27 protein-coding genes and 2 pseudogenes are annotated in these 23,878 nt (G+C 59.3%); 20 read left to right on the forward strand and 9 right to left on the reverse strand.

Going from position 1 to position 23,878, the window contains the following annotated elements; translation table 11 throughout:
- The 8 genes from ACR52_RS17110 to ACR52_RS17140 all read left to right on the forward strand — a co-directional run.
- On the forward strand, nucleotides 1-862 hold an 862-nt coding region (locus ACR52_RS17110; RefSeq protein ID WP_048726667.1), incomplete at its 5' end, for a ribonucleotide-diphosphate reductase subunit beta.
- 317 nt (nucleotides 863-1,179) lie between these two features.
- The gene (locus ACR52_RS17115) at nucleotides 1,180-1,758 is read left to right on the forward strand and encodes a BRO-N domain-containing protein (RefSeq protein WP_048726670.1); all 579 of its coding nucleotides are present in this window, start codon (nucleotides 1,180-1,182) and stop codon (nucleotides 1,756-1,758) included.
- 99 nt (nucleotides 1,759-1,857) lie between these two features.
- Nucleotides 1,858-2,571, forward strand: a complete 714-nt coding sequence (locus ACR52_RS29545) for an HNH endonuclease (RefSeq protein ID WP_082143178.1) — start codon at nucleotides 1,858-1,860, stop codon at nucleotides 2,569-2,571.
- Nucleotides 2,572-2,643: 72 nt separating this feature from the next.
- The gene (locus tag ACR52_RS17120; protein ID WP_048726672.1) at nucleotides 2,644-3,291 is read left to right on the forward strand and encodes an HAD-IB family hydrolase; all 648 of its coding nucleotides are present in this window, start codon (nucleotides 2,644-2,646) and stop codon (nucleotides 3,289-3,291) included.
- 210 nt (nucleotides 3,292-3,501) lie between these two features.
- Nucleotides 3,502-4,449 (forward strand): hypothetical protein, encoded by a 948-nt coding sequence (locus ACR52_RS17125; protein WP_048726675.1) that lies wholly within the window; start codon nucleotides 3,502-3,504, stop codon nucleotides 4,447-4,449.
- Nucleotides 4,450-4,556: 107 nt separating this feature from the next.
- Nucleotides 4,557-4,877, forward strand: coding sequence for a helix-turn-helix domain-containing protein (locus ACR52_RS17130; protein ID WP_048726678.1), 321 nt, complete (start codon nucleotides 4,557-4,559; stop codon nucleotides 4,875-4,877).
- Between the two features lie 46 nt (nucleotides 4,878-4,923).
- Nucleotides 4,924-5,229 carry a type II toxin-antitoxin system RelE/ParE family toxin gene (locus tag ACR52_RS17135; protein ID WP_269084181.1) on the forward strand — a complete coding sequence of 102 codons (306 nt, stop codon included), beginning with the start codon at nucleotides 4,924-4,926 and terminating at the stop codon, nucleotides 5,227-5,229.
- 30 nt (nucleotides 5,230-5,259) lie between these two features.
- Nucleotides 5,260-5,598 (forward strand): helix-turn-helix domain-containing protein, encoded by a 339-nt coding sequence (locus ACR52_RS17140; RefSeq protein WP_048726681.1) that lies wholly within the window; start codon nucleotides 5,260-5,262, stop codon nucleotides 5,596-5,598.
- Nucleotides 5,599-5,616: 18 nt separating this feature from the next.
- On the opposite strand, the gene ACR52_RS17145 is transcribed toward ACR52_RS17140, so the two are convergent.
- The 4 genes from ACR52_RS17145 to ACR52_RS17160 form a co-directional block, all read right to left on the reverse strand.
- Nucleotides 5,617-6,165, reverse strand: coding sequence for an AAA family ATPase (locus ACR52_RS17145; RefSeq protein WP_048726684.1), 549 nt, complete (start codon nucleotides 6,163-6,165; stop codon nucleotides 5,617-5,619).
- Between the two features lie 123 nt (nucleotides 6,166-6,288).
- A complete protein-coding gene (locus ACR52_RS17150) occupies nucleotides 6,289-7,818 on the reverse strand; it encodes an amidase family protein (RefSeq protein ID WP_048726687.1) in 1,530 nt (509 codons plus the stop codon).
- Nucleotides 7,819-7,916: 98 nt separating this feature from the next.
- Nucleotides 7,917-8,483, reverse strand: a complete 567-nt coding sequence (locus ACR52_RS29550; RefSeq protein WP_177330522.1) for a hypothetical protein — start codon at nucleotides 8,481-8,483, stop codon at nucleotides 7,917-7,919.
- A 317-nt stretch (nucleotides 8,484-8,800) separates the two neighbouring features.
- Nucleotides 8,801-9,859 carry an MBL fold metallo-hydrolase gene (locus ACR52_RS17160; protein WP_048726693.1) on the reverse strand — a complete coding sequence of 353 codons (1,059 nt, stop codon included), beginning with the start codon at nucleotides 9,857-9,859 and terminating at the stop codon, nucleotides 8,801-8,803.
- Nucleotides 9,860-9,982: 123 nt separating this feature from the next.
- On the opposite strand from ACR52_RS17160, the gene ACR52_RS17165 reads away from it, so the two are divergent.
- The 4 genes from ACR52_RS17165 to ACR52_RS17180 all read left to right on the forward strand — a co-directional run bounded on the left by ACR52_RS17165 (nucleotide 9,983) and on the right by ACR52_RS17180 (nucleotide 12,757).
- Nucleotides 9,983-10,609: a TetR/AcrR family transcriptional regulator gene (locus ACR52_RS17165; RefSeq protein WP_048726696.1), complete on the forward strand. Its 627-nt coding sequence runs from the start codon at nucleotides 9,983-9,985 to the stop codon at nucleotides 10,607-10,609.
- Nucleotides 10,610-10,799: 190 nt separating this feature from the next.
- Nucleotides 10,800-11,858: a diguanylate cyclase gene (locus tag ACR52_RS17170; protein ID WP_048726698.1), complete on the forward strand. Its 1,059-nt coding sequence runs from the start codon at nucleotides 10,800-10,802 to the stop codon at nucleotides 11,856-11,858.
- Between the two features lie 2 nt (nucleotides 11,859-11,860).
- On the forward strand, nucleotides 11,861-12,067 hold the full coding sequence (locus tag ACR52_RS31770) for a hypothetical protein (protein WP_048726701.1): 207 nt from the start codon (nucleotides 11,861-11,863) through the stop codon (nucleotides 12,065-12,067).
- A 171-nt stretch (nucleotides 12,068-12,238) separates the two neighbouring features.
- The gene (locus tag ACR52_RS17180; RefSeq protein WP_048726702.1) at nucleotides 12,239-12,757 is read left to right on the forward strand and encodes a DUF1003 domain-containing protein; all 519 of its coding nucleotides are present in this window, start codon (nucleotides 12,239-12,241) and stop codon (nucleotides 12,755-12,757) included.
- Here the strand turns inward: ACR52_RS17180 and ACR52_RS17185 are convergent.
- Nucleotides 12,754-13,638, reverse strand: coding sequence for a LysR family transcriptional regulator (locus tag ACR52_RS17185; RefSeq protein WP_048726705.1), 885 nt, complete (start codon nucleotides 13,636-13,638; stop codon nucleotides 12,754-12,756). The two genes, ACR52_RS17180 and ACR52_RS17185, sit on opposite strands and share 4 nt — an antisense overlap.
- Before the next feature lie 80 nt (nucleotides 13,639-13,718).
- Here ACR52_RS17185 and ACR52_RS17190 point away from each other — a divergent pair, with 80 nt between their 5' ends.
- Complete coding sequence (locus ACR52_RS17190; protein WP_048726708.1) at nucleotides 13,719-14,420, forward strand: CTP synthase C-terminal region-related (seleno)protein; 702 nt, start codon at nucleotides 13,719-13,721, stop codon at nucleotides 14,418-14,420.
- Nucleotides 14,417-14,740: an antibiotic biosynthesis monooxygenase family protein gene (locus tag ACR52_RS17195; protein ID WP_048726711.1), complete on the forward strand. Its 324-nt coding sequence runs from the start codon at nucleotides 14,417-14,419 to the stop codon at nucleotides 14,738-14,740. The genes ACR52_RS17190 and ACR52_RS17195 overlap by 4 nt, the downstream gene beginning before the upstream one ends.
- A gap of 240 nt (nucleotides 14,741-14,980) precedes the next feature.
- On the opposite strand, the gene ACR52_RS17200 is transcribed toward ACR52_RS17195, so the two are convergent.
- Complete coding sequence (locus ACR52_RS17200; RefSeq protein ID WP_048726713.1) at nucleotides 14,981-15,304, reverse strand: DUF2025 family protein; 324 nt, start codon at nucleotides 15,302-15,304, stop codon at nucleotides 14,981-14,983.
- Between the two features lie 232 nt (nucleotides 15,305-15,536).
- Here ACR52_RS17200 and ACR52_RS17205 point away from each other — a divergent pair, with 232 nt between their 5' ends.
- Together ACR52_RS17205 and ACR52_RS17210 are read left to right on the forward strand one after the other, a co-directional pair.
- Entirely contained in the window at nucleotides 15,537-16,688 is a 1,152-nt protein-coding gene (locus ACR52_RS17205; RefSeq protein ID WP_048726715.1) for a glycerophosphodiester phosphodiesterase, read from the forward strand.
- Complete coding sequence (locus ACR52_RS17210; protein ID WP_048726717.1) at nucleotides 16,689-17,366, forward strand: helix-turn-helix domain-containing protein; 678 nt, start codon at nucleotides 16,689-16,691, stop codon at nucleotides 17,364-17,366.
- Here ACR52_RS17210 and ACR52_RS17215 read toward each other — a convergent pair.
- A complete protein-coding gene (locus ACR52_RS17215) occupies nucleotides 17,358-18,236 on the reverse strand; it encodes a sterol desaturase family protein (RefSeq protein WP_048726720.1) in 879 nt (292 codons plus the stop codon). The two genes, ACR52_RS17210 and ACR52_RS17215, sit on opposite strands and share 9 nt — an antisense overlap.
- A 153-nt stretch (nucleotides 18,237-18,389) precedes the next feature.
- On the opposite strand from ACR52_RS17215, the gene ACR52_RS17220 reads away from it, so the two are divergent.
- Together ACR52_RS17220 and ACR52_RS17225 are read left to right on the forward strand one after the other, a co-directional pair.
- Entirely contained in the window at nucleotides 18,390-18,698 is a 309-nt protein-coding gene (locus ACR52_RS17220; RefSeq protein ID WP_048726723.1) for a PepSY domain-containing protein, read from the forward strand.
- A 181-nt stretch (nucleotides 18,699-18,879) separates the two neighbouring features.
- Nucleotides 18,880-19,089 (forward strand): annotated as a pseudogene (locus ACR52_RS17225) (sensor histidine kinase); the annotation flags it as partial.
- Between the two features lie 36 nt (nucleotides 19,090-19,125).
- Here ACR52_RS17225 and ACR52_RS31775 read toward each other — a convergent pair.
- A complete protein-coding gene (locus tag ACR52_RS31775; protein WP_406956437.1) occupies nucleotides 19,126-19,893 on the reverse strand; it encodes a methyl-accepting chemotaxis protein in 768 nt (255 codons plus the stop codon).
- Between the two features lie 117 nt (nucleotides 19,894-20,010).
- Nucleotides 20,011-20,754, reverse strand: a pseudogene (locus tag ACR52_RS31780) (methyl-accepting chemotaxis protein); the annotation flags it as partial.
- A gap of 261 nt (nucleotides 20,755-21,015) precedes the next feature.
- Here ACR52_RS31780 and ACR52_RS17235 point away from each other — a divergent pair.
- Together ACR52_RS17235 and ACR52_RS17240 are read left to right on the forward strand one after the other, a co-directional pair.
- The gene (locus tag ACR52_RS17235) at nucleotides 21,016-22,038 is read left to right on the forward strand and encodes a transporter (protein ID WP_048726732.1); all 1,023 of its coding nucleotides are present in this window, start codon (nucleotides 21,016-21,018) and stop codon (nucleotides 22,036-22,038) included.
- 147 nt (nucleotides 22,039-22,185) lie between these two features.
- Nucleotides 22,186-23,838: an inorganic phosphate transporter gene (locus ACR52_RS17240; protein ID WP_406956436.1), complete on the forward strand. Its 1,653-nt coding sequence runs from the start codon at nucleotides 22,186-22,188 to the stop codon at nucleotides 23,836-23,838.
- Nucleotides 23,839-23,878: the final 40 nt, after the last annotated feature.

Raw genomic sequence — 23,878 nt, forward strand, 5'->3', positions numbered from 1 at the left:
CGTGTGGAAAGACCCCGAAGGCCTGACCGACGACGAACGCCGCATCGTCATGCGCAACCTCGGCTTCTTCTCCACTGCCGATTCGTTGGTCGCCAACAACCTGGTCCTGGCCGTGTACCGCCTGATCACCAACCCGGAGTGCCGCCAGTACATCCTGCGCCAGGCCTTCGAAGAGGCGATCCACACCCACGCCTACCAGTACTGCATCGAATCGCTGGCCATGGATGAAGGCGAGATCTTCAACATGTACCACGAGATTCCATCGGTCGCTAAGAAAGCGGCATGGGGCCTCAAGTACACCCGCTCCATCTCCGATCCAAAGTTCGAAACCGGCACCGTCGACACCGACAAAGAGCTGCTGCGCAACCTCGTTGCCTACTACTGCGTCCTGGAAGGCATCTTCTTCTACTGCGGCTTCACCCAGATCCTCTCCATGGGCCGTCGCAACAAAATGACCGGCGTGGCCGAGCAGTTCCAGTACATCCTGCGCGATGAGTCGATGCACTTGAACTTCGGTATCGATGTGATCAACCAGATCAAAATCGAAAACCCACATCTGTGGGATGCCGAGATGAAGGAAGAAGCGACCCAGATGATTCTGCAAGGGACTCAGCTGGAGATTGAATATGCACGCGACACCATGCCACGCGGTGTATTGGGCATGAACGCGGCGATGATGGAGGATTACCTCAAGTTCATCGCTAACCGTCGTTTGTCGCAGATCGGTTTGAAAGAAGAATACCCAGGCACCACCAATCCGTTCCCGTGGATGAGCGAGATCATGGACTTGAAGAAAGAGAAGAATTTCTTTGAGACTCGTGTGATCGAGTATCAGACTGGTGGGGCGTTGAGCTGGGATTAATTCCTGAGCCAAGCAACATTAAAAAGCCCTGACTTGTTCAGGGCTTTTTTATGCTCAATGATCTGAACAGGATCCTTCTTACGCGAAGATCATCCCTGGAATGATTGATGTGAATTTTGATGTTGAATAGTCTCGTCCGCCGGTGCCTAAGAAACGCCCAACGTAGAAGCTAACCTCACCCACACAGCAATAAATCCGCCTGACCTCAGTGCCTGCGGAATTGATGCTGCATTGAGGCGAAGCCAGTTGGAGTTTCTTAAATCCGCTCTCTACGTTGGGTTCAGGCCTTTCTGTTAATTACGTAGAGGTCATAGGAAATGCATAGCCAATATCTGCTCGACTTGCCGACGGCCAAGAAAGTTGCCACGCCCGAGCCTTCTATCGCCGTCGTTTTCACCCGTCATAATCTTCACCTACATGCCCTTCTTTTGGAAAACCAACCCTGGTTCTGCGCGCGTGACCTTGGACGCTTGATGGGCTGTTACTTGGATGAGCGAACAACCCGTAAGCTTGATGATGATCAGCGACAAAGCCTGAGGCTGCTGTTCCACGGTCAACCGGAAGAAATGCTGATGATCAGCGAATCGGGTGCCTATGCATTACTGGTTTACCACTACGCACCGGGTAATCGACTACTGCGGAACTGGCTCACTCACGAAGTCGTTCCGATTTTACGGGACGAGCGTCAGCCACGAACGATGGAGCGGCCGTTGTTGAGCATGCTGGATTGGCCCCAGATGTCACTAAACCTGCTGCATTGGCAGGATGAAGGCTGGATACGGCTTCGGGACATGCCGTATCTGTTGGTGAATCGAACCTATCGTAGAGAGCCAGCAAAGACGCCTTGGTGGCGGAAAGTCGCTCAGACTCTCCGAATGTGGCAGCGAATTTTCTGACTCAAACGACTTCGAATCACCAACACGCTGTAGGAAATTTCGTAGACTCAATAGTAGCCACTCAGTATCGTCCGAGGGTTTTCTACCCTCGGCGGCTGTATGGATACGAAAAAAGCGAGTAACGGCTGGAGTGACGAGGAGCTTGAAGCCTCAGTCGATGCCTATTTGAAAATGTGGACGCTTGAACAGAGCGGACAAGCCTTTAAGAAATCAGCAGAGAACCGGTTACTGCGAGAGGGGCCACTTAACCTGCGCAGCGCCTCGTCTATTGAATACCGCATGCAGAATATATCTGCGGTGTTTGAACAGCTGGGCTTGCGGCGTATCACTGGCTATATGCCTGCGAAAAACATCGGCGCTGGCGTGATTGAACGTATACGCAAGGTGCTGGATGCGAAACCTGGCTTGTACGCTGAGATTCATAAGGCTACAGCGGATAAGCCATTGCCTCGAAAGCGCACCACTGTTCCGATGCCCTCCCTTGAAATAGAGCCGCAAGGCATTCTTAATCCGCGGCAGTTATTTACTGTCAGTCTTTCCTACGCGCGCGCACTGCATGTGCGAAGGCTGGTTAGACTGTTAGCAAATGGCATTTGCGAAGGCTGCGATCAGCCAGCGCCGTTTGCTGGAGAGGATGGCCAGCCATTTCTTGAAGTACATCACGTCAAGCACCTCGCCCAGAAGGGTTCGGATCGCACCACCAATGCTGTAGCCTTGTGCCCCAATTGCCATCAGCGTTGTCACCGTTCAAGTGATCGAGATGCTTTCACTGAGGGGCTTTATTCCAAAATCGGAAGATTGGCACGGGAGTAGACTCCTGCTGTCACACCTGATGCACGCTCAAAAAATACTAGATAGGACCGAGGCCAACCCGTGAACCCAGACATGCTCGAAGCCGGCCCTGTGGATGCCAAAGTACTTTCCGTCTTTGACTTCGACGGCACCCTGACCCACCACGACAGTTTCGTGCCCTTCCTCAAGTTTGCCTTTGGCCCCGGCGAGTTTTATGGCCGGATGGTGAAGCTGGCGGTGCCTGGGCTGCGTTTTTTGCTGCGGCGGATCAGCCGGGATGAGTTGAAGGCGCAGTTGATCCGCACCTTTATGACTGGGGTGGAGAAGGCGTGGGTGCAGCAGAAGGCCGAGGAATACTGCCAGCGCAACTGGGCACGGTTGATGCGGCCGGCCGGGGTGCTGTCGGTGGAGCAGGAGTTGGGGTCGGGGGCGGTGGTGACGCTGTGTTCGGCGTCGCCGGCGTTGGTGTTGCAGCCGTTTGCCGATCGGCTTGGGATCAAGTTGATTGGGACTGAGCTTGAGGTGGTCGACGGGGTGTTGACGGGCAAGCTCACCGGGAATAACTGCCGGTGTGAGAATAAGGTGCGGCGGCTTGAGGCGGTGTATGGGGACCTGGGGGATTATCGGCTCCGGGCCTGGGGCGATACGCGCGGGGATCAGGAGTTGTTGGCGGCGGCGCAGGATGCGCATTTTCGGCATTTTCATGCGAAGAAGAAAAAGCGGGCCCGGTTGCAGCGGTGATGCGGGTGGGGGGATCGAGGTGATCCCTTCGCAGCCTCGCTGGGGCTCGACAGCTCCTACGGTTTGAGCGGTGTCAGGGTGGGAAGCGCACCAGCATGGGGTGCTAGGGGTTGAGTGTTCGCGACCTCGCTGGGGGGCGACCACTTTTGAACTCCGTAACGGCTGATATTTGCGTAGTATCCAGCTATTCATCTCACGGACCCGAGCCCCATGAAATTCGACACGGCCTACAGCCTGAGTCTCGATGACAAACTGTCGATCTACGACGTACGAGACCTGAATTTCGACGAAACCGCTGCCTACGATTCCGACAAGGACAGCTTCCTCTGCCCCAACGATACCTGCCGTGCAGCGTTCGAGACGGGCAATGCGCTGAGCACGTTCAACGCGAAAAACGTCAACTACCTGCGTACCCCGCACTTCAAGAACAAAACCACTACGCGGCACATCGACGGGTGCCGCTACGCCAGCACCCACAAAACCGCCACGGGTGAAAATGACGACGAGCGCGAGGAGAATTTCCCCTCGGAGTTTGTACTGACTCGACGTACCTACGAGCGTAAAACACCGGCGACGGGTACCGAGGGACAAGTCCCACAAGGTCCAGCGAAAACACCGTTAAACCGCACCGACTCATCTGTCAGCTCGAGCGATACCACCCCGGATAAAACCAGCGTGTTTGCCCACCCGGTGGAATGCTACGTGTCGAACATCGACGACAAGGACAAGCTTAAAGCGATGCCGTTGAAGATCGGCGATCACACGGCAACCTATTGGGCATTTTTCAAGAAAATCGAATACCTGCAGGACAACAAGGGCCTTATCTACTGGGGCAAGATTAAGGAGATCAAGGACTACACCAGCAGTTTTCGCATCGACTTCGAAAAGAAGGTGTGGCTCGACAAGAAGCCCTACTCGGTCAACGTCTACCTGAGCAAAAAGCTCATCGAGAACTACCGCAAGCGCCAGGCGTTCCTTGAGCAGATCAAGGCGGCGGTGGACAGTGAGCGGCCGTTGTATTGCTTCTTCTACGGGGTGACGCCGGAATTGAAGCAAGTGCCCAGCAAGAAAAACCCCGAGCAGACGTTCGGGGTGTTCAGCGCGAATATCGAGAACCTGGACCATCTGATTATTCGGGAGACCCCAGGGGTGGAATAACGGGTGGCTGAAACGCCATCAACAAAATCCAGTTGATGAGCGGTCAAAACAACTGTACAAAAACACAGTATAGTTTGCCCTCCCCCGTCGAACCCTGGAGACAATCCATGTCCTCTCTGGCAATGAGCTCTTTCGTAGAACAGCAGATCGTCCTGCATCAATTCACCGCCAAGCACAGCGTACAGGCCCGCGCGATACTGGGTTGGAGCCGCGAAGAACTGGCCCGCCAGGCCGGTGTGGCGGTGGAGGCGATTCAACAATTTGAAAGCCAGGCAGACGTGGGTGATGAAACCCGTTTGGCATTGGCGTTTCGCCTGGAGGCCGAGGGGCTGGTGTTTTTCCCGGGGTTTGCGCCGGGGTGGGGGATGAGTGTGCGCGGTGTCTTGCCCGTATCCTCGATACATGCGGCTTATGAGACAGCAGACTAATTTTTTACCTGCACTGACGATTATCCCTATTTAGGTATATTTTCTCATGAGTCCATGGAAACCACTCCTGTGGGTGGGCGGTAGCAAAAAAGACCTTCAGTTGATGCCTGGCTCTGTTCAAGACGTGTTTGGCTTTGCGTTGCACCTCGCCCAAGAAGGCGGGAGACATTCTCAAACCAAGGCATTAAAGGGATTTGGCGGTAACGCCGTAGTGGAGATCGTCGAAGATTTCGACGGCAACACTTATCGAGGGGTCTATACCGTTCGGTTTGGCTCCGCTGTGTATGTCCTCCATTGTTTTCAGAAGAAGTCGACGAAAGCATTGCAACAACACAGCACGATATACAACTGATCAAACAGCGACTCAAGGCGGCGCAGGACCATGCAGAAGCATCACAAAGCGATTGAGATCGAAGAAAGCAGTGGCAATGTCTATGAGGATATTGGTCAACCTGACGCCAGCGAAATGCAGGTCAAGGCACAGCTCGCGGCAAAGATCGGCGAGATCCTCAAGGCACGCAATCTCACTCAATCCCAGGCTTCGGTGATCCTTGGGTTATCGCAACCCAAGGTTTCTGAAATGCTTCGCGGAAAGTTCAGAGGCATCAGCGAAGCCAAGATGCTGGAGTGTTTATCGCTGCTAGGACGTGATGTACAAATTGTCATCAGCGCGGCTCCCGCTTCGCGTGCACAAGGACGTATTGAAGTGCTGTTCGCTTGAGTGGCTCTCGGACGTTGGTCAGCGCCTTCTTATCGCTTCAAGTAATCGACTCACCAACCCCTCAACCGAATGGTGCGTAGCATCCAGCCGGATCACCGGGCAGGTCAGCGGTTTCAACCAGGTTTCATGCCGGCGCAGGCTGCGTAGGCTGTGGTTGCCGTCGTCATAACGCGCGGTCCAGGCGAGGAAGGCAACGCTGTTTGCATGGCGACTGCCGCCCTCCAGTATCTGGTCACCGTAGCGCTGCACTTCCCGCAGCCGCAGGCGTTGCAGGCGCAAGTTGGGGTCCAGCCGCAGGAACACCACGTGGGTGAAGTGCTCGATCATGGGATCTCCCCAACCGCACAATGAGCCGGACAGCACCCAGCCTTCCAGGCCGGCGGTCTGCTCCTGCAGCAGGCGGATGCGTTCATCCCGGGGTCGGGCGACGGTGAAGGGGGCTGGCGTTGGCTGCCAGTAGAAGAAGTCCGATTCGAAATAGGCAACGCCCAGGCGTTCGGCCAAGGCCTTGCCCAAGGTTGTGGTGCCGGCACCTGCTGCCCCCAGGATATGAATTTTATAGGCCATGGTTTCCCTCCATGGGATTGAGTGTAATCGCGTCCGGGGTTAAGGCTGTTCTGTGTAACAGGCAACCTACCGGCGTGTCAGGCCCTTGGCCCAGACCTGCCACACCGCAACCCCGCCCCTTCGCTATTGCCGGGAACGCGACTGATCCTTTGAAAGCACAGGCTTTGGAATAGCCTGGGCCGCCTGTTCGTAACCGTGGGCCACCGCCAACAACGTCGGCTCCGCCCAGCGGGTACCAAAGAAGTACGCACTGGTAGGCAGGCCTTCCTCATTCGTTCCGGAAGGCACCGTGATGCCCGGATAACCCGCGGCGGCAACCGCGAAGTAACTGCTCGTTTCGAAGTCCGACACGATGGCGTCCAGCTTGTTCTGTTTGATCGGGTCGTCCACCGTGCTGCGAAAATCCTCGATAAGGTCATCCCAAAGCGCTGTGCGCTCTTCAGGTTTAAGGGTGGAGGCGTTGACCTCGTGGAGCATTGGTTGGTGATCGGTCTCGGTGCCGTCACGCGCCTCGTTAAACTTGATCAACTCGTCCAGTGACTGGGCCGGTAACCCCGGGCGCTTTTGCAGATAGGCATTCAGCTCGTCCTTCACATCCGAGTACAGCAATTCACCGTAGCGTGAAGCATCGGCAATGCGCATGTCGATTGGCACCAGAATTGCGCCCTTCGCTTCAAGCACTTTGAGTGTCTGGGCGAATTGTTCACTGTTGATCACTGGCTGGCTTTCTCCATTTGCGGAGAAAGTCGCGGGATAGCCAATGCGCTTATCCTTCAAAGCACCCGGAACCAACAGCTTGGTGTAGTCGATGCCCTGAGGTGCCCCTGTGCTTTGCGGATCTTGAGGATCGCTGCCCGACATGCCATTGAGCATCAACGCCGCATCGAACACCGAGCGCGCCATCGGGCCCGGTGTGTCCTGCCGCTGGCTGGCGGGAATGATGCCGTTGCGATCCACCAGACCGACGCTGAGCTTGAGCCCCACCACGCCATTAAGCGCCGCGGGCACGATGATCGAACCATTGGTTTCGGTGCCTACCGCCAACGGTGCCAGCCCGGCAGCAACTGCCGCCGCCGACCCGGCACTTGAACCGCCCACATCCGCGTCGGGGTTATGCGGGTTACGTGTTTGCCCACCCCGGCTACTCCAGCCATCGGGGCCACCGCGAAAACCGGCCAGCTCACTCAGGTTGGTTTTACCCAGGATCACCGCGCCCTGCTCGATCAAGCGCTGGACAATAGGGGCATCTTTACCGGCCACCGCCCCGACAAGTCCAAAGGCGCCTGCACTGGTTTGCATGCCTTGGGTCTCAATCGTGTCCTTGAGCAAAATCGGAATGCCATGCAGGGGCCCCCGAACCTTGCCACTGGCGCGTTCGCGGTCCAGCTCGCGAGCGGTCTCCAACGCCTCGGGATTCAGTTCAATGACCGCACTCAGTTGCGGGTTTAACGTGCGGATACGCTCTTGCAGGTAATTGACCAGATCCGCCGATGTCAGCCCGCCCGGCCTGGCCATTTGCTCGCCGAGTTCGCGAACGCTTGCGTATTCGGTACCTGGTGACACGGGTTTGGAAGCTGGACGGGAGGGAACCTCGACCAGATACTGCGCACACTGTCGGATGAGCGAATTCATGCCGTAACCAATGCCAACCATAAGGCTTCTCCTGAGGTAAGAAAGAACCAAGGATCAAGGTTGATCCATGCTCCAGTCTAAGAACCCAAGCCTCTCCCGAGCGTTGAGACTATTGCCATTCAGGCCGTGGGAGGAATCAGCGTGCCTTGTAGTGGATCCTGGCTACCCGGCTCACATGACGCCCTCTGCCGATACACCCGCACCAACGTGGCCAACGAATCGCGCGACCAACGCGCGCTATAAAACCACAGCGTTGCACCCTCCTCCAACGGCTCGCACAGGCCGGGGTACCCGCGTTTGCAAGCCCCATGAAATACGCTGCTCTCGCCTTCGGAAACCATGGCATCCAGGCGATGTTTGATCACGTAATTATCGATTTCAGGGTGGGTCTGCAGGGTGAATTGAAGGGTGTCATCCACCCATTGCACGTCCACCGGCACTAGCTGTGCACCGGCCTCGCGCAGGATGTCCAAGGCCCGGACGAAGGGTGCCCCTTGCTCGACACGCTGGTAGTTGTTTACACGCACATACCGGCCGGCAAAGCCTATGCGCCAACCGGCCAATGCCTGGGTGGGAGCAAACGTGCTGTTGTTTTGCACCAAAGGGACTTCCACCATTAGCGGCCCCGTAGGCTCGATACCACTCAAGGCCATCAGTGACAACGCGGGATCCCGTGAGGTTTTCATCATCGGCCCCGGGACGTCATACCTGGGCGTTGGAACGCTTACGACAGGCTGTTCCGAATTGGGTGCAGCGACGCCAAACGTGATGCTACCCGGACTGGGGGGGTCGTGGGGCGGCGGCGGCGATGGCGAACAGGCCGAACCGGAGAGCAAGGGCAACCCCGCCGGACAGGGCATGCCCGCCCGCCAATATTTCGTACATTTCTCTTCCATCAGAACCTGCCCCGGACTATGAATTTGCCGGGATCATCGCACCCTGTTCGGGCGTTTGTCGCAGGGGTGAAACACCCCGAAAATCCTTTTTCCAGATGCCCCCTGCATTAGCTTACAACCTGCTCTTCCACCCCTTGAGTTTCCACCTCCAGCCACCACGCATACCCACGTTCAGGCTGGTTCAAACTGAACGCCTGCCCCATCGGCGGTGTGGTGATCGACACGTTGCGCTCCCACGCCAGCGCCATGATCCGATCGAAAGGTTCGTGCCAGGCATGGAACGCCAGGTCGAAGGTGCCATTGTGAATCGGCAGCAGCCAGCGGCCCTTGAGGTCGATATGCGCTTGCAGGGTTTGCTCCGGCTGCATGTGCACATGGGGCCAGTCGACATTGTAAGCACCGGTTTCCATCAGCGTCAGGTCGAACGGCCCGTACTGCTCGCCGATGCGTTTGAAGCCGTCGAAATAGCCGGTGTCACCGCTGAAGAAGATCCGCCGTGCGCCGTCAATCATCACCCAGGAACACCATAGGGTTTGGTTGCCATCAAACAGGCCGCGCCCGGAGAAATGCTGCGCAGGGGTCGAGACAAATCGAATGCCATCGACCTCGGTGCCCTGCCACCAATCCAGTTGCCGCACCTTGCTGGCGTCCACGCCCCACTTGACCAGGGTGTCGCCCACACCCAGCGGAGCGAGAAAATAACGCGTCTTGTCGGCCAGCTGGATGACAGCCTTGTGGTCGAGATGGTCGTAATGGTTGTGGGAAAGAATTACCGCCTCCAGGGGCGGCAGCTCGTCCAGGCTGATCGGCGGCGGGTGGAAGCGCTTGGGGCCGGCCCAACTGAACGGCGACGCGCGCTCGGCGAACACCGGGTCGGTCAGCCAGAATTTGCCGCGCATTTTCAGCAGCACGGTGGAGTGACCCAGGCGGAACACGCTGTGATCGGGGGCGGCCAGTAGTTGCTGGCGGGTCAGCGCATGCACTGGAATTTCGCCCAACGGCCGCGTACTGCGCGGCTTGTGGAACAGCATCTTCCAAAAAATACCCAAGGTTTTGCCAAAGCCGCCGTGCGGCACGGGGGCGTCGTTGCTGAAGTGCCCCTGATCCTGCTCGGCGGGTTTAAGCGCGACAGGCGCGGGGGCGAGACGGGTTAAGGTTGTGGCCATTACAAGGTATCTCCTACAGACCGCTCATAAGTTACACTGCACAGTGTAGTTTCAAGATTGCAACAAAACCTGTAGCAAGTAAACTACCGAGTGTAATTTTATTTTTGGAGCTGATCGCCCGCCATGACTGCCCCCCAACGCCTCACCGACCGCAAACGCGAAGCCATCGTGGCCGCTGCCATCGCCGAGTTTCGCGATAACGGGTTCGAGGTCACCAGCATGGACAAGATCGCCGCCACGGCCGGCGTTTCCAAACGCACGGTGTACAACCACTTCCCCAGCAAGGAGGAGTTGTTTGCAGAGATCCTCCACCAACTCTGGGCCAGCAGCGTCGCGCAACTGGATGTGAGCTACGCCAGCAACCGCCCCCTGCGTGAACAACTGCGCGGGTTGCTGGAAGCCAAGATGAAGATGATGGCGGACGCCAATTTCCTCGACCTGGCCCGCGTTGCCATCGCTGCGACCATCCACTCGCCGGAACGCGCCCAGGACATGGTCAACCGCCTGAGCAAGCGTGAAGAAGGCTTTACCCAGTGGGTACGCGCCGCCCAGGACGATGGCCGGCTCAGTTGCACCGACCCGGCGTTCGCCGCCCATCAGATTCAAAGCCTGCTCAAGGCGTTCGCGTTCTGGCCGCAAATCACCCTGGGCCAACCCACCCTGGACGCCGCCAACCAGGCCAGTGTGATCGAGTCGGCTATCGATTTGTTTCTGGCTGGCTACGAGGTCCCCGCAACCCGACCGCTATAGCAACCATTGCAGGCACGACATCCCTGGTCGTTTTTGACGTATTTGCCCTCTATTTCACGTAAATGGCCTATAAGGACACTGATTATTCCTGCGTGAATAACTGACAATATTCACAGGCCTTATCCGATCAACGGTTAACCCTGCGAACGCGCACTGGCGAATCTGCAAAAAAGAGCTGCCCCAGGAATTTATGGAAAACAGACGAGGCAAAGGGCTTTCATTTGCCAGGCGTATCTACAAGCCAAGGATTATCGGCCTGGGTATCGGCTGCTTCAGCGTCATTGGCGCTTTATACCCACTGGCAATGCCGGGCTGGGTCTGGGCATTCCTGCTGTTCAATGGTTTTGCCTGGGCGCACGTGGCGTACCAGCTTTCGACCCGTTCGCAATTTCCCTATCAGGCCGAACAGCGCAACCTGCTGTACGACTCGTTGTGCGGTGGTTTCTGGGCTGCCGCCACGCAGTTCACCCCACTCACGGCGGTGACGATCCTTTCGATGATGACCATGAACAACGTCGCGGCCGGCGGCAAGCGCCTGTTCCTGCGCGGCCTGTTGGCACAAGGCATCGGCATCGGTGTGGCGGGAGCTTTGTTCGGCATCCGGTTCAACCCCGACGTCAGCCTGCTCCAGGTCTACACCTGCCTGCCGATGCTGACCCTCTACCCCATGGCCATCGGCATGGTCTGTTATCAGTTGGCAATCAAACTCTCGGAACACAAACGCGCCCTCAGCGCCCTGAGCCGCACCGACAGCCTCACCGGCCTGCTCAATCACGGCTCGTGGAAAGACCTGCTGCACCTCAAGTTCCACAAGTGCCAACAGCAGCAAAGTCACGCCACCATCGCGCTGATCGACATCGATCACTTCAAGCAGATCAACGACACCCACGGCCACATCGTCGGTGACGCTGTGCTGCGGCAATTGAGTGTGGAGCTGCGACGCAACCTGCGGGAAAACGACCTGGCAGGCCGTTATGGTGGCGATGAGTTCTGTGTGATTCTTCCGAAAATGCCCCTGGAAGAGGCCGCGCAGGTCATGGAACGCATGCGCGAAACCTTCAGCAATTACCGCAACCCGCAGATCCCCGAGCTGCGCGTCGGCCTCAGCATTGGCCTGGCGGATTTCCAGCCCTTCTTCACCGATGCGGCCATGTGGCTGAACGCGGCGGATCGGGCGCTGTATTCCGCCAAGGATACTGGGCGTAATCGGGTCAATGTCAGCGACTACGTGATCGCTCATTCCGCCTGAGGTTGTCATACGACACCTCGTCTGAATTCGAATTCGGCCTGCAAGGTACTGTGCTGCGCGCCAGTGACAATTCCCTGCGGACCATGCGCTACCGCGCCGAGCAGATCGAGAGCCAGCTCCATCGAATGTTCTGCACGCCTGCGTTCGCCCGCATCGCCGACCAGACCAACCTGCTCGCGCTCAACGCCGCCATCGAGACGGCACGGTGATCCTGCAGATTCGCGAAAGCACCAGCGAGGCAGTGCAAGCGGTCAGCGCATTTGCCAATGAGCGCGGCGGCAACTGAACCTGAGAGGGTGGGACCGGGGTTATTCATGTGTCAGACAGGTCGCCAGGGCTATAGTGGTTCACTGTCTCAACGTTGATGACCCGAGCCCGCCATGACCCCAGACAAGCCCAAACCCACTCCCGTCGACCACCTGCGTTTTCACCGTGCTCACGCCCACCTGGCACCGACCTTTGGCAATGACACCTTTGCCCTCAAGGCCGAGGCCTTTGCCCGCTTCTTCGGCACGCCGACGTTCCTCGGCGCGCAAACCGCGATCGTGATCTTGTGGGTGGTGTTGAACGTCACCGGCATCACGCATTTCGACGTGTACCCGTTCATCCTGCTCAACCTGGCTTTCAGCCTGCAATCGGCCTACGCCGCGCCGCTGATCCTGCTGGCCCAGACGCGCCAGGCCGCCCGCGACAAAGCCCAGTCCGACGCCGATGCGCAACACCGTGAAGCGCTGGCCGTCGCCAATACCGAGCGCCAGGCTCAGGCGGAACAGACCAGCAAACAGCTGTTGGCCCTGCTGGAACAAAACACCCATCTGACGGAAATGACCCAGAAGCTGACGGAACACATCGAGACCCTGACGTGCGAAATGCATGAGCACTTTGTGCGAAAAACCTAACGCCCCGGCAAGCGCACATGCCGCCCCAACTCATCAAACAGCGTCACCACCGAGCGCAACGCCCGGCAATCCGGGCGTGTCAGCAACCACAGCGCCGTGTCATGCCCTGACAGCGCAGGGCCCAGCGGTTGCAGGCTGCCGTTCAATAGAAAGTCCGGCAACGCCGCCACGCCCAACCCCGCCCGCACCAGTTCGGTGACCGACAACATGCTGTTGCAACGATAACTCGGGCGCACGCCCGGCAAGTGCGCGCGACGCCAGGCGACGGTGGGGTGATCGGGCAGGAAGTCATCCGGCGCGATCCAGGCCAGGTCGGCCAGGTCGCGACCCTCGTGCTGCCGCGCATAGCCCGCGCTGGCACACACTTGATACGCCACCGCGCCCAGGCGGCGGCCGACCAGATGCTCCGGTGGCGTCTTGGTCAGGCGCAGCGCGATGTCGGCATCGCGGCGGCTGAGGTTGGCGAAATCATTGGAGGTGCTCAGTTCCAGGGTCAGCGCCGGGTAATCCGGCATGAACTGCGCCAGGGCCGGCAGCAGCAGGCCTTGCAGCACCGAGTCGGTACAAGTCAGGCGCACCGTGCCACTGATCACTTCACCGCCCTGCTCCACGCCTATTCGCGCGGCTTCCAGAGCTTGTTCTGCGTGCTCGGCCTGTTGCGCCAGGTGGCTGGCCAGGCTGGTGGGCAGGTAACCGGCGCGGCTTTTTTCAAACAACGTCTGGCCCAGCGACGCCTCCAACCGCCGAACCGCACGGAACACCGTGGACACATCCACCCGCAACAATGCCGCCGCCCGTGCGAGTGTGCCACCGCGTACCAAAGCAAGGATCAGCGACAGGTCGGGGTAGTCGATTTGATAGTGCGTGGCTGCATTGAGCATGTGGGTAAACGCCAATTTTGATTGCGTGAACGCCAATCTATAGTGCGCACCAGGACACAACAAGCCATGGGACGCCCACGATGAAAAACACCACCCTGCACCTCGCCCTGATCGGCGATTACAACCCCGACGTCATCGCGCACCAGGCCATTCCCCTCGCATTGCAACAGGCGGCCGACACCTTGGGGCTGACCGTTCATGCCCAATGGCTCGACACCGACACACTCCCCCCATCACTCCATGGCTTCGACGGCTTCTGGTGCGTGCCCGCCAGCCCGTACCGCGACGCTGAAGGCGCACTGCGCGCGATCCGTTTTGCCCGCGAACAGCGTCGCCCTTTCCTCGGTACCTGCGGTGGTTTTCAACATGCGGTGTTGGAATATGCCCGCAACGTGCTCGGCTGGGCCGACGCCGAACATGGCGAGTTGGCGCCGGATGCCAAGCGTGCAGTGATCACGCCACTGAGCTGTGCGCTGGTGGAAGCGACCGACACCGTGCGCCTGGCGCCCTACACGCGAATCGCCGAAGCCTACGGCCACCTTGATATCGAGGAAGGCTATCGCTGCCGCTACGGCATGAGCCCCGAGTTCGCCAGCGCATTGCTCGAAGGCCAGCTGATTTCCAGCGGCCATGATTCGGCGGGAGATGTGCGCGCGGTGGAATTGCTCGACCATCCGTTCTTCGTCGCCACCCTGTTCCAACCCGAACGCGCCGCCCTCAAAGGCATCACGCCGCCGCTGGCAGTTGCCCTGCTCAAGGCCTGCCAGGCGGTGTCGGCATGATCGCCAAGACGCCCGCGCCACCCTACTACGCGGTGATTTTCAGCTCACTGCGCACCGACGGTGATCAAGGTTATGGCCAGGCAGCGACGCGCATGCTGGAACTGGCGCGCGAACAACCGGGGTTCCTGGGGGTGGAATCGGCGCGGGAGGATGGTTTGGGGATCACCGTGTCGTACTGGAGCAGCGAGGCGGCGATCCTGGCCTGGAAACAGCAGGCCGAGCATCGGGACATACGTGAACAGGGACGCTCCACCTGGTACGCGGCGTTTCACACACGGGTGTGCAAAGTGGAGCGGGCTTACACATTCGACAGCCAGTAACACGCTTGTCGTGGCGAGCGGGCTTGCCCAGTTAAGGGTAAGCACCGTAACTGCGGCGAGGGAGCTTGCTCCCGTTGGGCCGCGAAGCGGCCCCATTCAGACCACCTGGTTATTACTGATACACCGAGGCGTCAGGTTTTAAGGCTGCTGCGCAGCCCAACGCGGGGCAAGCCCGCTCGCCACAAAAAGCACGCGCCCCACAACAGGCATGCTAGCCACGACAAGCCCACACCTTGATTGTCAGCTCACCAAACTGCGCAACGCACTGATCTGCGGTATCTCCACCCGCTGCATATACACCCGCAGCGGCTCGGTGATGTTGATGCGGTCGTCGATGTTCTGGTCCAGCAGCAACTGAATGCGTTCACGCGACAGGGTCATGGCCTGCTCGGGGGCTGGCAGCCAGACAAATTCGGCGGTGGGGATGATGCCGTCATCGGCCACGTCCATGCCGAAGGAATCTTCGCTGAAACGCACGATGTACTGGCCGGACTTGCGGTTCAGGCCGACAAAACCCTTGAGTTGGTCGGCGGCCTGGCAGATAAGCTCGGAAGTGATGCGCATGGTCAACCTCACTGAAAAGTCCCACAGGGACTGGAAAGATGGTTTACACGCGTGGCAGAAAGTACCGCCCTCTAGCGGGGCAGCTTCAGGCAAGGGTACTGCAATGCATCACAAAAAAACCGAGAAAATTGGGCCGTGCGCACGTTAATGTCGGTTTGGTGATAGCGCCTTTCGCAATCAATTGTTAAAAAGGAGGCCTTCTCAAAGCTACCTCCACGAAAGGACTTCGCATATGCCTGTCACGTTTACCAACGGCCCGGTGCCAGCCACGATAGGGAGCGCCTTGCTGCTCGCCCTGATGCTCGGCTTTGGCCAGGCGCAGGCTGCCGACCCGATCAGCCCGGCTGAATTGGCAACTAACGAAGGCATCCCCTACCCAGCCGTGATCGCCCACCGTGGCGCTTCCTACGACGCACCCGAATCTACCGCTGCTTCCTACAAGCTCGCCCGCGACCTGGGTGCCGACTACCTGGAACTGGACCTGCAGCGCAGCAAGGACGGCGTGCTGTTCGCCCTGCACGACAACAACCTGCAGCGCACCACCGACGTGGCCTCCAAGTTTCCCGAGCGTAAAGACAGCCCGGCCAACGAGTTCACGTGGGCCGAGCTGCGCACCCTGGACGCCGGCAGTTGGTTCAACGCCGCTTACCCGGATCGTGCCCGCCCAGGGTTCGTGGGCCTGAAAATCCAGAGCCTCGACGAAATCATCAAGATTGCCGAAGGCTCGCCGCAGCACAAACCAGGCCTGTACATCGAAACCAAGGAGCCCAAGCAGTTTCCTGGCATCGAAGCCGACCTGAAAAACAAGCTGCTGGACAAGGGCTGGCTGAGCTCCACCGGTTCCAACCAAGCGCAGAAGAACATCGGTGTTGGCCAGGGCAAGGGCCGCGTCGTGCTGCAGACGTTTGAAAAAGACAGCTTGAAAGAGCTGCAGAAAGAAATGCCGAACACCCCGAAGATCCTGCTGTTATGGGTGGGTGAAGGCAGCATCGAACCGAAATCCAAGCAGACCTTCGCCGAATCCGGCGAAACCACCAAGGCCGCCTACTACGCCAAGCAAGAGCCGAAAGACGCCGCTGAATTTGAAAAATGGGTCGACGAAGCCAAGAGCCTCGGCGCCATTGGCACTGGCCCGTCGGCCGAACTGACCGCCCACGGCGACCAGAGCTACACCGACCTGGTGAAGCCTGAAATGAACCAACTTACCCACGACAAGGGCCTACTGGTGCACGTCTACACCGTCGATGAGCCTGTGGACTTCGACAAGGTGACGAAAGCAGGCGTCGACGGCATTTTCACCAACCGCGCCGCCGAACTGCTCAAGTTCTACAAGCGCTACCCGTCGTCCAGCGTGCAGGATCTGCTGAACGACTATAAGTACTGAGTGAAACCCGAAGGGTCAGGCCTCCTGTGGTTGGGGTGTGACTACGGCCTGATCCTCGGCAAGCCTTGGCGCACCGCGCCCCATGCGCATTACGCGCATCAGTTGATGTTCTCCCTCGGCGGGCCGGTCACGGTCAGCCTTGATGGCCGTGTAGTCACGGCCCATCGCCTGTTTATCCCTTCACGGCACACCCACGCCATTCTCGAGACCGAGGCTGAGGTGTTGATGCTGTATGCCGAACCCGTCGTGTTTGATGCCGAGCCTTTGCAGCAATTGCTGCTTGCCGGCGAACTGTCGCTGGAAATACTCGACCAGCATTTGCGTCAATTGCCCCGGCGCACCCTTGAAGATGCTCGGATAAAGCGCGCCCTGTCAGCCCTCGATCAACAACTGGCCGGCAAGGTATCGGCCGCTGCCCTCGCCCAGGCGGCGCACCTGTCGCTGAGCCAACTGGAGCGGCTGTTCGCTGATCAACTCGGTGTGCCGATACGCCGCCTGGTGCTGTGGCGGCGGTTGCGCGTCGCACTGCAACTGGCCCTCGCCGGCAGCAGCTTGACCGAGGCCGCCCACGGTGCGGGCTTTGCCGACTCGGCGCACTTCTCGCGGACGATGAAGCAGTTGTTTGGCGTCACCGCTGGAGCGTCACTGCGCCAATTGCACGTGCGACTCTTAACGTAGATCGTCTGGTAACGGCGGCTCTTTGGCCAACTGCGCACGCATAAACGGATCACGCAACTGCGCCCCGTACGCCACCGGAAAATCCGGCCGACTGCCAATGCCCAAATCCCCCGGCCCCATGCGATAGCCGTCACGATAAAACGCCGTGCCCAGCAGCCAGTCCCACAGGTTGAAAAACAGCCCGAAATTCACATCGCCCGCCCGGCCGTACTTCATATGATGAAAACGGTGCACCGGCGCCCAGGCAAAGACCCAACGCAACGGCCCCAGGCGCATATCGACGTTGGAATGCTGTAACAACAATTGAATGGCGATGGCCAGTGCGAGCAACTGCGCCACCTCCAGCGGAATCCCCAGCAGGATCAACGGCAGCAGGCCCGCCGTGGCCTCCAGCAGTTGGTGCAAGGGATGCTTCATCAACCCATTGAAGCCATAGAGCCGTTGCACGCTGTGGTGCACCGCATGCAGGCGCCACAGAGGGGCGATGCGATGGCTGGCGTAATGCATCAAGGTAATGCCGGCGTCGGCCAGGAAAACGGCCAGCAACAATTGCTGCCACATCGGCCACCCGCGCGGCCAGATTCCGTCGAACGCCAGCAGCGCAGTCAGCCCCGGCACTATCAGCAAACCCAAGGCATTCAGGCTTTCGTTGACCAGCGCGTGAAGCGTGTCACGCCGACGGTCGCCCAGGGTGTGATTCCACTGCGGCTCATAGGGCAGCCATTGTTCCGCCAGGAACGACACCGCCACCGCTGTGGCAAAGACCAGCACCAGCCATTGCGCTTGCCCGGCCTGTATCAGCCAAAGTGACCAGCCGACAAACCCTGCCAGGAACGCGGGCGCATACATCCAACTCACTAACCGTTTCATCCGAGTCTCCCTTACGTGAGGCCCCAGCATGAAAGTTCGCGTGCACATTGGATTGAACGAACTGCGCAACTCCTTGAACTAATTAAGCATGAGTTAAGTTGCACTGGTTAACCTGAGCCCACTTAAACAGCTCACCGAAGAAGGATACACACGATGAAAACCTTGACCGCTCTGTTCGCTGCCACCGCCCTGACCCTGACTGCCGGCCTGGCCCAGGCTGATGTTCGCCCGGATCATATCGAAGGCCTGCTCAAGTCCGGCGCTGTGATGCCATTCGAGAAACTCAACGCTGCGGCCGTGGCCAAACATGCCGGCGCCACCATCAACGACACCGAACTGGACCACAACAATAGTGGCGTACTGGTCTACGAAGTTGACCTGACCGATACCACCGGCAAGAAGTTTGAAGTGAAGCTCGACGCCAAGACCGGGGCCGTGCTGGAAGACAAGCTGGACACCTGAGTCAAACCTTAAAAAACCGCGCCACCCTCGGGTGGCGCGGTTTTTTTATGGGCGCTCGTCAATGCAGCGTAGGAAAACCCCGTTCGAGCGGATGAAACTGCCCCTATAACCCGCAAGCTCACTAGAATCCCACTGACGGGCCAGGGCATCACGCCGCCACTTTGCGTACAGAGACCGCTGCATGGAGCAAAAAGCCACCAACCTCGCTACCATCGGCCGAATCAGTGCCGTGCCCGCGATGCTCAAAGTCATCAGCGACATGACCGGCCTGCGCTTTGCCGCAGTGGCCAGGGTGACCGACGACACCTGGACCGCATGCGCCGTGCTCGACCCGTTGAATTTCGGCCTCGGCGTCGGCGGCGAGCTGGACCTGACCACGACCGAAGAGCACGGCACGGTGTTTACGTTTAGCCTGCCAACGGCCTGATCAGGCACCCAGTCGCGCCGTCACCTCATTCAACTCGCCGGACAAGCTGCGCAAATTGTGGCTCGCGGCTTCAGTGCGCTGAACACTCTCGAGGTTGGCCGTGGCCACGGTGGTGATCTGCGTGATGTTGCGAGAGATGTCCTCAGCCACCGAGGTTTGCTCCTCGGCCGCCGTGGCAATCTGGCGGTTCATATCGCGGATCGCTTCAACGGCCTGGGTAATGTGAGCCAGCATGGCGCCGGCCTGAGTGACTTTTTCCACACTGTCATCGCTGCACGACTGGCCGGTGACAATCGCCTCGGCCGCATCCACCGCGCCGGTCTGCACCGCCTGGATAATCTGGTTGATTTCGATGATCGACGCGGCGGTGCGCTGCGCCAGGCTGCGCACTTCGTCGGCCACCACTGCAAAACCACGGCCCGCCTCACCTGCCCGCGCAGCCTCGATAGCCGCGTTCAGCGCCAGCAGGTTGGTCTGCTCGGCGATACCGCGAATCACTTCCAGCACTTTGCCGATGCGCACACTGTCGGTTTCCAGGCGACGGATGATGGTACCGGTGTTGAGGATTTCATTACGCATCTGGCCGATGGTGGCGATGGTGACTTTCATCACTTCGCCGCCCTCGCGGGCCGAGTGGTCGGCCTCATCGGCAGCGCGCGAGGCACTGGCGGCGTGGCGCGCCACTTCCTGGGCTGTGGCCGACATTTCAGTCATGGCCGTGGCCACCTGATCGGTGCGGTTAAATTGGTCGTGGGTGCCGGTCGACATCTGTGCGGCAATCGAATTCAACTCGCCGCTGGCGCCCACCAGGTTGCTGGCACTGCGCTGCAAGCGGCTGAAGGTCTCGGCCAGAAAGTCGCGCAAGGTATTGGCGGCGGCCGCCAGATGCCCCAGTTCGTCTTGGCGGGAACTGGCAACACGTTCGGCAAAACGACCACGGCTCAGTTGAGTCACGTAGTCGATCAGGCTGCGAATCGGCAGGATCAGGTTACGGTTGATCAGCCACAGGCTGAACAGGCCAATCAGCACACCGGACAGCAACATGATCGCCAGGCCCACCCACACGGTGCGCTCGGCATAAGCACTGATGGCCTGGGATTGTTGAGTGCCTTGTGCGTGCAGGTCGCTGACCAGGGCGCTCATCTGCTCACTGGCTGCGCGGTCCACTCCCTTGACCGCGTTGTCGCCGGCGGCTGCATCGGCGCCCGCAGCCACGTAGGCATCGCGGCCCTTCTGGTAGGCGACGCCGAGCTGCTGGTGTTCCTGGCGCAGGGTTTCGATGCGTCGGTTCAAGACCGGGTCGCTGTTGGTCTGGGTGACCAGCCGCGTGAGAATGCCTTGTACATCGCGCTGCCGCTCCTGGAACTGGCCCCAGTATTTCTCCATATCCTGCGGTTGCTTGCCGCGCAGCAGCACGTTTTTCCATTCCTGCACCTGCACCTTGAATTGCAGGTTGGCTTCATCGACCAGTTGTGAAGTGAGCAAGGGACCCTCGAGCAAACTGCGATAACTTTGCACCCCGTTGGAGAGGAAGTTGAAACAGGCAAGGGCGATCAACAGCATCGCCAGGAGGCTGCCGCCGAGCAGCGACAGAATTTGTGCCCTCAGGGATGTTTGCAGAAGTTTCATAGGGGAAAGTCTCGACACGAGGGGATAGGGTGCAAGCACGCCTTAACTTCCCTGTCATCAATGGGCCCTCAGATCCACACGGGGCTTATGCGCTGGATCGGCTGTTCTAGACGCTTCTTGAGCCTACCCGACCAATGGTCAAAAAAATGTCTTATTGCAGTGAAAAACCTCTTAGTGTCACAAAAATGTCAAATATCCTTGCAATGATTCGCCCACGCGAACCTGTGAAACGTCCTACAGGCCCTTTCTCTGCGAGCCCCCATGAACCACAGCATCGACCACAGCCACCAGGATTCCGACCTGTTTGGCTTGCTTTACGGTTTTCGTTTTCGTGCCGGTGAAAAGGGTGAACAGATTGATTCGGCCACCGCCCTCAAGGCCCTGCAACAACCGGCCGACCCGGAGGAGTTCCTCTGGCTGCACCTGAACCTGGCCCACGCAGCGTGCGAGCGCTGGATGCAGGCGAACCTGGCCTTGCCCGAAGAATTCTTCGAAGCCCTGCATGAAGGCTCGCGCTCTACCCGCATCGAACACGTCGACTCGGCCTTGCTGGCGGTGGTCAACGACGTGGTGTTCAACTTCAGCAGCATGGTCTCGTCGGATATTTCCACGCTGTGGGTGTGCGCGCGCAGCCGGCTGCTGGTCAGCGCGCGCCTGCAACCGTTGCACTCGGTGGACAAATTGCGCTCGTCGGTAAAGGCCGGTGAACGCTTTCGCTCGCCGCTGGAATTACTGGTGCACCTGCTGCGCGACCAGGGCGAAGTGCTGACGCAGATCGTGCGCAAGACCAGCATCAGCGTCGACCATATCGAAGACCAGTTGCTGTCCTCGCGCCTGTCCACCAACCGCGCCGAACTGGGTGCGGCGCGCCGGGTGCTGGTACGCCTGCAACGCCTGCTGGCGCTGGAGCCAGGTTCGTTGCTGCGCCTGCTCAACCGCCCGCCGCAGTGGCTGCAAAAGGAAGACGTGAAGGAGTTGCGCAAATCCACGGAGGAGTTTGCGCTGATCATCAACGACCTGATGGCCCTGGGTGAGCGGATCAAGCTGTTGCAGGAAGAGATCGCCGCCAACCTCAACGAGCAAAGCAACCGCACGCTGTTTACGCTCACGGTGGTGACGGTACTGGCGCTGCCGATCAACATCATTGCCGGCTTTTTCGGCATGAACGTAGGCGGCGTACCGCTCTCCCAAGACCCGGAAGGCTTCTGGATTCTGGTGGCGCTGGTTGCGACCTTCACCCTGATTGCCGGGCGCTGGGCCTTCCGCAAGCGCAAGGATTACTGAATTGGAATGCGGTAAAAAAGGTGGGAGGGGGCTTGCTCCCACATTGATCATTCCCACGCGGAGCGTGGGAACGATCGGACTGACCAGCGGTGCTGCTCAATGAGCTAAACATGACCTGAGGCAGCATGTCTGTAACATTCTGCAACGATCATGGGCGACATCCTCCCCACTGGATGCTTCGGCATGGCCACCCCTTCCCTGACTGCCTCCACCGCCGGCTTACACGCCGACCCCAAACCCCGACTGGACAAAAAACCCAGCCTGTTGACGGTGATCTTTTTCTTCGCCGTGCTCGCCATGGGCCTTTTGTTTACCGCCTACAGCCTGATGCACGACATGAAAGAACTGGGCACGGAGGTCACCACCTGGACGCCGTTCCTGCTGCTGGGCGTGGCGCTGCTGATCGCCCTGGGTTTCGAGTTCGTCAACGGCTTCCACGACACCGCCAACGCCGTCGCCACCGTGATTTACACCAATTCGTTGCCACCGCAATTTGCGGTGGTGTGGTCGGGTTTTTTCAACTTCCTCGGGGTGCTGCTGTCCAGCGGTGCGGTGGCGTTCGGCATCATTGCGCTGCTGCCGGTCGAGCTGATTTTGCAGGTGGGCTCATCGGCTGGTTTCGCGATGATCTTCGCCCTGCTCATCGCCGCGATCCTGTGGAACCTCGGCACCTGGTGGCTGGGGTTGCCTGCGTCGTCTTCCCACACCCTGATCGGCTCTATCATCGGCGTCGGCGTCGCCAATGCCTTGATGCACGGGCGTGACGGCACCAGCGGCGTGGATTGGAGCCAGGCGACCAAGATCGGTTATGCGTTGCTGCTGTCACCCTTGATAGGCTTCGCGTTTGCCGCGCTGCTGTTGCTGGCCCTGCGCGCCTTTGTGAAAAACCGCGCGCTGTACAAGGCCCCCAAAGGCAACACCCCGCCGCCGTGGTGGATTCGCAGCATGCTGATCGTCACCTGCACCGGCGTGTCGTTCGCCCACGGCTCCAACGACGGGCAGAAAGGCATGGGCCTGATCATGCTGATCCTGGTCGGCACCCTGCCGATGGCCTACGCACTGAACCGCACCATGCCCGCCGAGCAGTCTTTGCAGTTCGCGGCGGTGGCCGAAGTGACCCAGGTGGCCCTGATGAAAAGCGCACCGCACGCGCTGCCAGGAGATCCGCGGCCGATCCTCTCGACCTATGTACGCACCAAGGAGGCCACGCCGGAACTGATACCCGCCCTCGCCGCCCTCGCCGGCCAGATCGGTGACGAAGTAAAAGGCTACGGTTCACTGGCCAAAGTCCCCGCCGAGGCGGTACGTAACGTGCGTAACGACATGTACCTGACCAGCGAAACCATTCGGTTGATAGACAAGGGCAAGGTCGGCAGCTTCGACGCCGACACCCAAGACAAGCTGCAACTGTTCAAGCAACAGATCGACAACGCCACGCGTTTTATTCCGCTGTGGGTGAAGATCGCCGTGGCCATCGCCCTCGGGCTGGGCACCATGGTCGGCTGGAAGCGCATCGTGGTGACGGTCGGCGAGAAGATCGGCAAGACCCACCTGACGTACGCCCAAGGCGCGTCGGCCGAGACAGTGGCGATGCTGACCATCGGCGCAGCGGATATGTTCGGGTTGCCCGTGTCGACCACTCATGTGTTGTCGTCCGGGGTGGCGGGGACCATGGTGGCCAATGGCGGTGGCTTGCAGATGAAGACCATCCGCAACTTGCTGATGGCCTGGGTGCTGACGTTGCCGGCGGCGATTGTGTTGTCGGGTAGTTTGTACTGGTTGTTCACTCAACTGTTCTGACACACCATCGCTGATCGATCATTCCCACGCTCCGCGTGGG

It is taken from the genome of Pseudomonas fildesensis, assembly GCF_001050345.1.
Taxonomy (GTDB): domain Bacteria; phylum Pseudomonadota; class Gammaproteobacteria; order Pseudomonadales; family Pseudomonadaceae; genus Aquipseudomonas; species Aquipseudomonas fildesensis.